Annotated in this window: 8 protein-coding genes; 5 read left to right on the forward strand and 3 right to left on the reverse strand. The window is 62.3% G+C overall.

Going from position 1 to position 11,630, the window contains the following annotated elements; all coding sequences use genetic code 11:
- The first annotated feature begins 252 nt into the window (after positions 1-252).
- The 4 genes from ABIB95_RS01540 to ABIB95_RS01555 all read left to right on the forward strand — a co-directional run bounded on the left by ABIB95_RS01540 (position 253) and on the right by ABIB95_RS01555 (position 4,951).
- A complete protein-coding gene (locus tag ABIB95_RS01540; protein WP_354237661.1) occupies positions 253-2,517 on the forward strand; it encodes a hypothetical protein in 2,265 nt (754 codons plus the stop codon).
- 47 nt (positions 2,518-2,564) lie between these two features.
- Positions 2,565-3,587 carry a TAXI family TRAP transporter solute-binding subunit gene (locus tag ABIB95_RS01545; RefSeq protein ID WP_063984332.1) on the forward strand — a complete coding sequence of 341 codons (1,023 nt, stop codon included), beginning with the start codon at positions 2,565-2,567 and terminating at the stop codon, positions 3,585-3,587.
- 119 nt (positions 3,588-3,706) lie between these two features.
- A complete protein-coding gene (locus tag ABIB95_RS01550; protein ID WP_354237662.1) occupies positions 3,707-4,204 on the forward strand; it encodes a hypothetical protein in 498 nt (165 codons plus the stop codon).
- A 60-nt stretch (positions 4,205-4,264) separates the two neighbouring features.
- The gene (locus tag ABIB95_RS01555; RefSeq protein ID WP_354237663.1) at positions 4,265-4,951 is read left to right on the forward strand and encodes a N5-glutamine methyltransferase family protein; all 687 of its coding nucleotides are present in this window, start codon (positions 4,265-4,267) and stop codon (positions 4,949-4,951) included.
- Positions 4,952-5,053: 102 nt separating this feature from the next.
- Here the strand turns inward: ABIB95_RS01555 and ABIB95_RS01560 are convergent, their stop codons facing one another.
- The 3 genes from ABIB95_RS01560 to ABIB95_RS01570 all read right to left on the reverse strand — a co-directional run bounded on the left by ABIB95_RS01560 (position 5,054) and on the right by ABIB95_RS01570 (position 10,014).
- Positions 5,054-6,457 carry an HlyD family type I secretion periplasmic adaptor subunit gene (locus ABIB95_RS01560; protein WP_354237664.1) on the reverse strand — a complete coding sequence of 468 codons (1,404 nt, stop codon included), beginning with the start codon at positions 6,455-6,457 and terminating at the stop codon, positions 5,054-5,056.
- A gap of 134 nt (positions 6,458-6,591) precedes the next feature.
- Complete coding sequence (locus ABIB95_RS01565) at positions 6,592-8,433, reverse strand: type I secretion system permease/ATPase (RefSeq protein ID WP_354237665.1); 1,842 nt, start codon at positions 8,431-8,433, stop codon at positions 6,592-6,594.
- A gap of 207 nt (positions 8,434-8,640) precedes the next feature.
- On the reverse strand, positions 8,641-10,014 hold the full coding sequence (locus ABIB95_RS01570) for a RodZ family helix-turn-helix domain-containing protein (RefSeq protein WP_354237666.1): 1,374 nt from the start codon (positions 10,012-10,014) through the stop codon (positions 8,641-8,643).
- Between the two features lie 1,030 nt (positions 10,015-11,044).
- On the opposite strand from ABIB95_RS01570, the gene ABIB95_RS01575 reads away from it, so the two are divergent.
- Positions 11,045-11,596 carry a hypothetical protein gene (locus tag ABIB95_RS01575; RefSeq protein ID WP_354237667.1) on the forward strand — a complete coding sequence of 184 codons (552 nt, stop codon included), beginning with the start codon at positions 11,045-11,047 and terminating at the stop codon, positions 11,594-11,596.
- Positions 11,597-11,630: the final 34 nt, after the last annotated feature.

An 11,630-nucleotide genomic window follows, 5' to 3' on the forward strand; every position in this document is an offset into this window, starting at 1 on the left:
ACTACTCCGTTTTGGCTACCGCAACTGCGACATCGACATCGCGTCGATGAAAGCGCCGTCATAAACGACATGCCATGATCGCTACCAAGCATCATGATCCCTACCAAGCTACCAAGCATCATGGTCCCTACCAAGCAGTTGGGCGTCGCAATGGGGGTACACGGATTCGACTTGTCGAAAGGAACAGCCGTCGCGCTGAGCAAAGCTACGCGCCGGCCCAGGCACCGGCAATTTGCGTTCCGCGAACTCGGATTGTTCGACATCGCTGACGGCTCGCGCGCATGCGACAGAGCCGGCCGGCTCATGGTGGTTCTGATCACCTGCTTTCTGCCGGTTCTGACTGGAACTGCCGATGCCAAATCCCAGGGCGATGGCGACCGGGGTGCCTCCTACATCACACCGGCGATGCTCGATCTGTGCAGATGTACGCGCGGACCAGAGCAGATCGACGGGATTAAACAAAGGCTGAAGCTCGTCCAACGCGCGGACGAGGCGCGACCCGCCGCGACACAGTCCGCTGGAAGCAGGCCCGCCGCGACCGGACCGCGCGGAGCGAGGACCGCGACCGAGCAGCCCCGCGCGGCTGCCGATGCCCCTGCGCAGGACATGACGTCTACGCCGCCCCCGGTGTCAAATGCGGCTCAAGCAGCTTCCGAGACGGAGCGGCTCAACCAGAACCTGTTGCTGGATCAGGAGCGGCAACGAGCGAACAAGCTTGCGCGCGAATTGGCTGCGGCTCGCGTGGAGCTCGACGCGGCGCGGCAGACCCAGACGCACACTGTCCGCGCCATGGAGATTGGTATTCAGCAAACGCAGGCGCTCGAACAGGAGCGGGAAAAGACCGATCATCTGTCACGTGAGATCTCCTTCCTGAAGGCGGAGCTCGACGTCGCAAGGGTTGCGGCTTCAAAGGCTATGCAGGCGCCCGAACCCGAACCGAAGCAGGAGCGTCCGGTCGACCGACGGAATGGGGCCAAACGCTTTGCCCTCCAGCTTGCCTCGCTTCGCTCGGAGCTTGAGGCCTCGCGCAACGCAGCATCCGAAGCCACGAAGTCTGCCGCGGCGGAGGCCGCACAAAGGCAGGCTCTCGAGCGCGAACTAAAGCAGGAGCAGGACAAGACAGAAGCCCTGATCAGCGAACTCGGCCCCCTTCGGAACGCGGCCTCCGAGACCGCGAGGGGCGGCGCTGCAGATGTCGATCAAAAGCTGGCGCTGACACGCGAGCTCGAGAAGCAGCGGGACAGAGCTGAGAGCGCGGGCCGTCAGCTGCAGTCCCTTCAGGCTGAACTCCGTGCAGCGCAAACCGCGAGCTCTGAGTTGGGTGCGGCCCGAGCTGCGGACGCCGAGCAAAAACTGGCACTGAAACGAGAGGTCGAGAAGCAGCGGGACAGAGCTGAGAACGCGGACCGCCAGCTGCAGCCCCTTCAGGCTGAACTCCGTGCCGCGAAAACCGCGAGCTCTGAGTTGGCTGCGGCCCGAGCTGCAGACGCCGAGCAAAAACTGGCACTGAAACGAGAGGTCGAGAAGCAGCGGGACAGAGCTGAAAGCGCGGACCGCCAGCTACAGCCCCTTCAGACTGAACTCCGCACAGCGAAAACCGCGAGCTCTGAGTTGGCTGCGGCCCGAGCTGCAGACGCCGAGCAAAAACTGGCACTGAAACGAGAGGTCGAGAAGCAGCGCGACCGAGCTGAAAGCGCGGACCGCCAGCTGCAGCCCCTTCAGGCTGAACTCCGTACCGCGCAAACCGCGAGCTCCGAGTTGGCTGCCGCCCGAGCTGCAGACGCCGAGCAAAAACTGGCACTGAAACGCGAGGTCGAACAGCAGCGCGGTCGCGCGGACGCTCTCGCGCGCGAGGCGGCGTCGCTGAAGGATCAACGCGACCTGGCGCGGGCTGAAACGTCGGAGGCTGCACGAACCGCCGAGGCCGCCGCAAAGACCGCAGCCAAGCGCGAAAAGGAGCAACCGGGCAGCGGCGCGGCAACGCTCCCAACGTTCGCATCCGTCCGGGATCATCTGGCCGCATGGAATGCCTCCGCGGTTGTGGCGGCGCCATCGCGTGAGCCCACCGGCCGCGCACCGAGCCAGAGCAGCCTCCGGCCCGCCGCTTCGCCTCCGCCCGCGCCATCTGCCTCCGCCCCGACGCAACCGAGCGCGCAGATCACAAAGGGGGCTGCCCTGCCCGGTGCCGACTCCAAGGCCATGGCTTCGGTGGAGCGACAGGCCGCCGCGAGCGGAGTACCGCGCCCGCTTGCGAACGAGGAGCGACTGCTCGCGCGCGCCAGCGCATTGTTGCGGCAGTCCGACATCAACGGTGCCCGCGGCTTGCTGGAATACGTGCTTGGACATGGCAGCGCGCAAGCGGCCTTTATGCTGGCCGAAACTTACGATCCTCACGTACTGCAATCTTGGGACGCTCGCGGCGTCGCCGGCGATTCCGCGAAGGCGCGCGAGCTGTATGAACGAGCCCAGGCCGGCGGCATTCGAGATGCAGAAGGACGGATCAAGGGGCTCAAATAGCTGCTGGAGCGAGCCTCGGAAGCCAGACCAGAGAATGGAGAGGCCCCATGTCATTGAGTAAGCTCGCGTTCACGGTCGCATTGGCGCTGGTCGGCCTGCAGCTTGCTGCCAATGCCCAATCTCGCTCGCCGCGCGACCCGCCGGCGCCGACCGCGCCGCGGAATGCCGATACGGCCGCAAAGGAACGTATCAATGCATGGACGGTGGGACTCGCCGGAGGACTTATCGAGGGCGCACCGCTTCGGCTCGCCGCAGAGATCGCACGCGTCGCCAACGAGGAGGACAAGCTTCACGTCATTCCGATCGTGACGACCGGTGCGACCGAGAACGTCAATTCGCTACTCTATCTCAAGGGCGTTGATGCCGCGATCATCAACATGGATGCCCTTGACGAGTACAAGGCGCAGGTTCCGTCGATCGAAAAGCGCATCGTCTATGTTCTCAACCTCTTCCCGGCCGAGCTGCACGTCTTCGTGCGTCCCGAGATCAAGTCGCTCGACGACCTCAAGGGAAAGAAGGTCAATTTCAACACCCAGGGTACGGCAGCCGCATATTCTGGTCCGCTGATCTTCAGTCGGCTGGGACTGAACGTCGAAAAAATGTTCATTCCCCACCAGGTCGCATTGCAGCAGATGAAGAGCGGCGAAATCGCAGCGGTCGTCTTCATCACATCAAAGCCGGTCGACGCCTTCTTGAAAGGACGTTGGGATGATGGCTTCAAGTTCCTGCCGATCGAATACGACCCCAGATTTGAAGACTATTATCTTCCGTCGTCCCTCGATTCAAAGGACTATCCAAACCTCGTGCCGGCGGACAAGCGGGTCGCGACCATTGCCGTCCCGACGATTCTTGCGGCCTACAACTGGCAGCCGCAGACCGATCGCTATCGGCGCATGGTGCGCTTTGTTGACCACCTGTTCGGACGGCTCGACCGGCTGCAATCCGCTGGCTTCGATACAAAATGGAAGGACGTGAATCTCCGCGCCAGCGTCCCCACTCTTGCCCGGTTTGGTCCGGCGCAGGAATGGCTCGATCGCTCGCCCAGCGCGACAGTCGGACTATCGCGATGAAGCGAACCGGTACCCTTGCGGCCGTCTTGCTCGTGGGTACCGGTCATCTAAGCTGCACGCAAGCCGGCGACACGCCAGATCGTTCGAGGGCATGTACGCAGTTTCAGGGAATGGAGCACATGACTTGCGTCGACGAGCAGATTGGGGAAGCACCTGAGCAGTCCTTCCAAGCTCCGCCGCCAAGTCCGAACTGGATCTTGAGCGAAACGACATCACCGGTGGACCACAAGCCGCAGATCGCCGCCCGGACCACCGCACGAGCCGGCGCGAAGGATGGGCCCTCGTCGCTCGCCATTCATTGTCGCGCCAATCGGACCGAGGTGTTGCTCTCCGCGGCGAGTTCCTGGACCAAAACTCCGGGCACCGACATGAGGGTCGTATTCCAGATCAATGATCAACCGCCCGTCGATCAGCGCTGGAGGGTTACTGATGGCGGTCGAAGTCTCGCCTTTCCGGGTGACGCCGCTCGCTTCATCAACTCCATGCCAGGGGTGGGCCGGCTTCTGACCAAAGTGTATGCTGGAACGGCTGCGCCCTACGAGGAAACATTTGAACTGGCAGGTCTGGACGCCGTTCGCCGGCGATTTGCAAAGGTCTGCACCTGGCCACCCAGCTGAATAACGGCAAGTCGGGCTAAACGATTGGCAGGAAGACGTCACGCGAGAGGTGTGAATGCGATGAGCGAGACGATCAATGTAACCGAGGCTTACGAGCGAGGACGTACCCAATTCATGGGAATCGAACTGCAGGTTGCTCCCGGCGCGCTGGTGCCCCGGCCGGAGACGGAGTTGCTTGGCAGGACCGCTGTTGAAGCACTGCGCCGAGCAAACCTCCCCTCGCCGCGGATCGTCGACATGTGCTGCGGCGCCGGCAATCTTGCATGCGCGATCGCGCTCAATTTTCCCGACGCTCGCGTCTGGGCGAGCGATCTGACTGACGGATGTGTCGAGCTCGCGCGACGCAATGCCGCGAGCCAGGGCGCCGAGACCCGCATCACCGTGCTCCAGGGCGATCTGTTCGAAGCTCTCGCAGGCCTGCAACTCGAGCAAACCATCGATATGATCGTCTGCAACCCACCCTATATCTCGGAATCCCGGCTCAAAGGCGATCGCGCCTCTCTACTCATGAACGAGCCGCGCGAGGCATTCGCCGCCGGGCCCTACGGACTGAGCATCCATATGCGCGTTACAAAAGACGCACCTCGCTACTTGCGGCCGGGAGGACTTTTGTTGTTCGAGGTGGGCCGCGACCAGGATCGACAGGTGGCAACCCTGCTCGAACGCAACGACGCTTACGAGAATGTCAGCGTGGTCTTGGACGACGCGGGCGCCGGTCGCGTCGTCATGGCGTACGCGAAGGGATAGCCGGGTTCGAGCACTTCCTCCACAATGATCGTTGGCATTGCAGCGTAGCACCCTGAACCCAGCGGCCCTTGCACGGGCCGGCCAGCGACAGCCTACACGTTCTCAGCTCTCCCGCATCCCGCGCCGGATCGCGTCCGTGATCGGCTGGGTCAGATAAGCAAGAATTGTGCGTTCTCCGGTTGCGATCAGGACGTCGGCCATCATGCCCGGCTTGAGCTTCTCGCGGACTTTGTCGGGGAATTGCGTCACCTGGACCGAGACTTTCACCTCGTAATAGGGCTGATGGGTGACATCGTCGCGCGTGGCGTCGGCCGAGATCGAAAGAACCTCGCCGACAGCGATCGGGGTGGAGCGCGCCTTGAACGAGGGAAGCCGCACCTCCGTCGGAAGGCCGAGCTGGACGTGGTTGATATCAAGCGCCGACACCCTTGCGGCCACCACGAGAACATCGTTGTCCGGCACGATCTCCATCAGCACGTCGCCCGCCTTGATCACGGCACCGATCGTGTGAACCTTGAGGTTCACGAGCCGCCCCGATCGCGGTGCGCGCACTTCCATCCGGGCCAGGACATCGACCGCGACGCGCAGCTTCTCTCGCGCATCGGCAAGCTGGGCGCGCGTATCGGCGAGCTTGCCGGTCGCTTCCTCCAGCACCTTCTGCCCGACCTGATCGATCTGGAGCCGCGACTCGTCGATGATGCGGCCATAGCGAGCGATATCCGCTTCAAATGCGCCGATCTTGCCCTCGAGTTCGGCTCTGGAGCGCTCCAGCGTGGCGACGCGTGCGAACGGTACGATGCCCTGATCAACGAGCGGCTTGAGCTTGGTGTATTCCTGACTGACACTGTCGAACTGCGCGCGCGCCCCCTTGTTTTGCGCGGTATTCCCCTGGATCTGCCGCTGTGCCTGCGCGATACGTTCCTCGAGGATCGAGATCTCGATCTTTCGTGCAGCGCGACGTTCATCGAAGCGCCGCTTCTGATCACCCATTGCGCGTATCGCGTTCGGATCGGACGTCTTCTGGAGCAGCTCGGTCGGAAACGTGATGCTGTCCTTGCCTTCGGATTCCGCCTGCAGGCGCGCCTCCTCGGCAACCGCCGAGTACACCGCCGAGCGTGCGATCTCTTCCTTGGCCCGCTCCTGGGTCGGATCGAGCCGCAACAGGACCTGACCTTCCGCGACATGAGAATCGCCTGTGACCAACAGGTTCTGGACGATGCCACCCTCGAGATGCTGCACCACCTTACGGTCGCTCTCGACAACGACGGAGCCGGGGGCCACCACGGCACCGTCGATCGATGCGAGGGCGGTCCAGCCGCCAAATACGCCGAAGGTCAGGAAGACGACCAGGAAGCCTCGCCGCGCGGGTGTCTGCCAATCGCCCGACGGATCCTCATCGTTGCCCATTGCCCCCCGGGGCCACAAGGTCGGCAGTTTCGCCTTGGCAAGATCGACCAGCTTGGCAAGATCTACCAGCTTGGCAAGATCGACCAGCGACCTTGTCATGGTCTCCGTCTTCGCAAGGAGTTTGCTCGGAGGTAGCGGCTCCTGCGCCACTTTATCTGCTTTGTTGAACTGCTTCAAAAGCTCCGCCAGTTCGTCGTGAAGAGCGTCCGGTCCCCGCCGCAATAGATTATCCATTATTGCCTCGTCGCGTGCGCCTGACGCACTTGATTTGAAAGCTGTGCCGGACGGTGAGCGCCATCGGTTCGATGGTTGCCGTCAGCATGGTGATGACGATCGGCGCGATGATGTTCGGCGGGCTCGCGCACGTCGCGCCGCATCGGCGCAACCGTCTTGCCGAGCAGTGCAGGCAGCATTTCCTCGCGCGTGCCGATTTGCCCAAGCCGTCCCTCGTGCATGAACACGATCTTGTCGACCGCAGCGAGCAGGTTCGGGCGGTGATTGATGATCACGATGGTCACCTTGCTCTGCCTCAGCCGCTGGATCGCATCGGCGAGCGCGCGATCGCCGTCGCCATCGAGATTTGCGTTCGGCTCGTCGAGCACCACCAGCACCGGCTTGCCGAACAGTGCGCGCGCGAGCCCGATGCGCTGCCGCTGACCGCCCGAAAGACCTGCGCCATTATCCCCGATGACGGTGTCGTAGCCCTTGGGAAGACGCTGGATCATCATGTGCGCCGACGCCAGCTGCGCTGCCTCGACGACCGCCTCGTCGGAGGCGTCGTCGCGGAAACGTGCAATGTTGTCACGCACGGTACCGGCGAACAGTTCGACGTCCTGCGGAAGGTAGCCGAGGTTCTGTCCAAGGAAATTGGCATCGAAATGCCTGACGTCGTTGCCGTCGATGCGAACGCAGCCGTGCACCAGCGGCCAGGCGCCGACCAGGGCCCGCGCCAACGACGATTTTCCGGAGCCGGACTGGCCGACCACGGCGACGACTTCGCCAGGGGCCAGCCGGAACGTGACGTCGGCGATGGCCGGCAGTTGCGAGCCGGGGACGAGCACCGTCGCGGCCTCGACGGAGATTTCGCCGACCAGGGGCGGCAGCCGCGTCGGCTGTCGCTCAGTCGCGCGGTTCGCAAGCGCGCGATCCAGCCGGGCATATGATGTGCGCGCGGCAACCAGCGCCTTCCATTGCGACACCGCAGCCTCGACGGGCGCGAGCGCGCGTCCCATGATCAGCGAAGCCGCGAACAGAACGCCCCCCGAAATCTCCTGCTGGATCGCGAGATACGCGCCTACTCCCATGATGGCCACCTGAATCGCCATGCGCAGGAATTTGGAGATGGCGAGCAAGGTCCCGCCCCGCTCTCCGGCCGTAGCGCTTTCCAGCAACGCCTGACCATGAGTTACCGCCCAGGCGGCGCGGACCGCGGGTCCCATTCCAAGCGCGCGGATCGCTTCTGCGTTGCGCAGCGAGGACGTCAACCGGTCCAGTGCGTGAAGGTTCTTCGATGCGGCCGCATTCAGCGGCGCCTTCGTAACCCGCTCGTTGAGGAAGGCGAGCGTCAGGATGATGATCGCGCCGATCAGGGCGACCAGGCCGATCAGCGGATGGAGCAGGAAACACATCGCGAGGAAGATCGGCGTCCACGGCACATCCATCAGCGACGTGATGACGCCCCCCGACAGCACCTCGCGCAAGGTGTCGACATCGCGCAGCAGCTGGACGTGATGCGAGCTGCTCGTGCTCAGCGCCTGTCCGAGCGCGGTCTCGAACGTCTCGCCCGAGACGAACCGGTCGAAGCGCAATCCAGTTTGCACGAGAACCCGGCTGCGAAAATGCTCGAGCGTCGCGTAGCTGATGAAGAGCACGAGCGCGATGAGCGAGAGCAGTAGCAGCGTCATCCCGTTTCGGCTCGTGAGCACCCGATCGTAGATCTGCATGGTGTAGATCGGCGACACGAACACCAGCAGATTGATGAAGATGGATAGTCCACCCGCCGCGAGCAGGCCGGGACGTATCCGACGGAAGACATCCGCGAGCGCAGACTGTTTTGCCGAAGCGTGCATGTGCATATCCGGGCCGCCCTTCGCCGGGCGGCGGTAAACGGTTGAAAAATTGCATGCGATCGAGCGTCAAGACGCCCGCATTTCAACATTCCGCCGTGCGCGGAATGGTACCCCGCCTCTCGACCGCCCCGGTGATCGCGAGGAACTCCCCAGAGTGGACATGCGCGCAGCGCACCGCGCGCATGTCCTTGTCGATGTAGACGACCTACGAGCTTACGAGTGCCACCCGTGATGATCGTTGTTGTGGTGAGACATCCAATCAGCCAGATGCGCTACAAACGAGCCTGTGTCCGGCGTATCCGTCTGCCCAGAATCGGCATCCGCAGTCGTGTTCGACGTCGCAGTGTGACCCCGCCACCAGGAATGATCTCCGGATGCGGACGACGTGCTGGCATTATTGAGCCACTGCGAGAAATCGAGCCCACCACCGTTGTGGTTGTGCCCGCCACCGCCGTTGCCCGCCTGCCAGGACGAACCGCCCCACCAGCCGCCGCCGCCGCCGTGATGACCACCCCAGCCGCCAGTATCCGTCGAACCGCCGGTTGACGGATCAGTCGTTCCGTCCGAGCCCGACACGGGAGGGGTGCCTCCGGTGCTACCGCCAGCATCGGCAACCGGCGGCGTGGAGCCGTCCGTGCCGGTGCTACCGCCACCGTCCGCAACCGGCGGCGTGTTGCCGCCCGTGCCGGTGCTACCGCCAGCGTTGTCAACCGGCGGCGTGCTGCCGTCCGTGCCGGTGCTACCGCCAGCGTCCACCGGCGGCGGCGTGTCGGTCACCGGATCGGTAACGGGATCGGTAACAGGCGGAGCGGTCGCGCCCCCCGTGCCATGGCTCGTATTGTGCGCAAGGAACACCTGCTGCAGTGCCGGCAAATTCTCGAGCGCAGTGTCGCCATTCTGCGATCCCCACGCGTAAGCATAGTCAAAGGCCGGATTGGGAACGAGGTCCGCCCAATGATCGATCATTGCCTGCTCTTGCGCGGCAGTCGGCACAGCGACCTTGCTGCCGGTTTCGGTGGACCAGCCGCCGCCGCCGAACGCCTGATAAACCGGAACGATGGAGTCGAGCGGGATTCCGGCTTGCTCAGCGGCAGAGACGTACTTGTCGATCGTGCTGAGGTCGACGTTCGGACGGTCCGTCCACACCGGATACCAATCGAGACCGAAGTAGTCGATGTGGGTGTTCGCCTGGTTGTAGCTGTTCATGTAGTTCGGATCGTCCGATGATCCAGTGTTCATCAGGACGGTGAACGTCTTGGCCCCGGGATCGTGCTGATGAATCCAGTCGGATTCAGCCTTCAGATCCGCGGGGTCGGCTTGCGGTCCCCACTGACCGGTCAGATCAGGCTCATCCACAAGGTAGAAGCCGAACACTTTCGGATTGTTGAGGAACGGCGTCACCTGGTCGATAAAGTCCTGAGTCACGCCGTGGTACTGATCGAGCCAGACCAGACCCTGCACACCGTCGGGCAGTGCATTCACCTGGTCGACATACTGGACATCTGCGAGATTAAAGCCAGCTTCAGCTGGTGCGAAGTTACCTTGCGAGTCCAGACCCCCGCCCGCAGCGTAGTGTAATGTTGCCAATGATATTCCCCTGTCTGTGTTGAAAGCCCCCAGTGACCTGTAGGTCCGAGCGCCCGACAACCGATCGTGCGTCCCACCGAGGTGAACGTATGTTTACGTTTGAGGCAGGAATCTCCGTTCCATTGGGCGTAACCAAGGGATTATTGTGCTGAAAGTTTGCACAACAACGCGCCAGCGCTGACCGCCCGATTCGCGGGAGAACTCGTTTTGAAAGACGATTCAACGATATGCGGCCAATCGAGGCCGAGAAGATCAATGTTGAATCTGGCACAACGCCGACGAAATTGTTCAATGCTGGTAGCAGGCAGCAAACCGGATTGATGTCCGTGGATTACCTCCGATGACGGATGTTCTCATCGAAGCGTTTCCGTTGTTCAGTAAAGGGCGTGGCGCAAATAGAGAGAAAATCCAAGCGGATCAGCGCTCCTGTGAGCCGGTATTTTAGCACCAAAGGCGAGCTCGTTTGCGGGGGCAATTGCGAATCGCGGAAGTATTAGGCGCTGGGTTGCCTTGCCGCTCTTTAGCACCGTGGCTGGAGAGCTCTTTTTGATAGCGCGCGCGCATCGAATTTGTCCCACCCGTTCGCGGTGCCGCGCGCTGGCGATTTTTCGAGTAGAATCAGCTCATTTGCTGCCGAGGACGTCATGTCAGGGTCGGCCCAAACGAACCTCAAGTTTCCGCCGGGTTCACGAATTCAGGTAAAGCCGGCAGCCGGTCCTCGCTTATCTGGAAAGACCGGGACCGTGGTTGGGGCCGGATACTATCCGAAGAGCCTCCGCGTCATTCTGGACGGATCGAAGGGACCAATTACTCTTCACGTGGACTACGTGGCCGTGATCGACACGTGAATCGGGCGCAGTGTTCACGGCTCACTTGCGGCAAAAGGCGCTCTTCAACGACGCGTTTTGAGTTACTCCAGAAGTATAGCCGGCCCCTGATCCAGCATTGGGCCGCTCTTTTGACCCATTTCAGCCAATCTTTGTTAGTTGCTCGTTGCTCGGGGCAGGATCCATCAATCCCGGAGCCTGCGATGCTCAAGCAAGTTATTTCTGCGTGCTGCCTCGTTGTGATCACCTCGCTCAATTCCGATGCACGACCCTATCGCATGCAGCACGCCTCTGAATGCAACGTCACCATGCCATGCGACTTCTCGAACTACGCGCAAATCCCGAACCAGCGAAGAGAGGTGCGAGACTCATTGCAGATACACCGAACCAAACAACTCTCCGTCGTCGCCAATACAAATATTGCGGCGTCTGATAGTCCCGTCAGCACTCGGATCGTTGGCGGCCGCCCCGCGGGCTGCCCCTCCTCATTCTGCGGTTGTGCCGCAGCCCTGCGCCTGTTTGGTCGCATCGTTCCGGAATTGAATCTCGCGGCGAACTGGCTGAGATTTCCGCGTACGTCGCCGGCACCAGGAATGGTCGCGGCAAGACGCGGGCACGTTTTCGTCCTCGAGCAGCACATCGGGGGCGACGTTTGGATGGCGTACGACGGCAACTCAGGTGGACGCGCAACGAGAATACACGCGCGTACTTTGAGGGGGTACACGGTTGTGAATCCGCGCGCGACGCTGACTTGAATTTGGTCCTTTATCGAATCGGCAACACGGTTTC

This window comes from Bradyrhizobium sp. LA2.1 (assembly GCF_040547725.1).
Classification (GTDB): domain Bacteria; phylum Pseudomonadota; class Alphaproteobacteria; order Rhizobiales; family Xanthobacteraceae; genus Bradyrhizobium; species Bradyrhizobium barranii.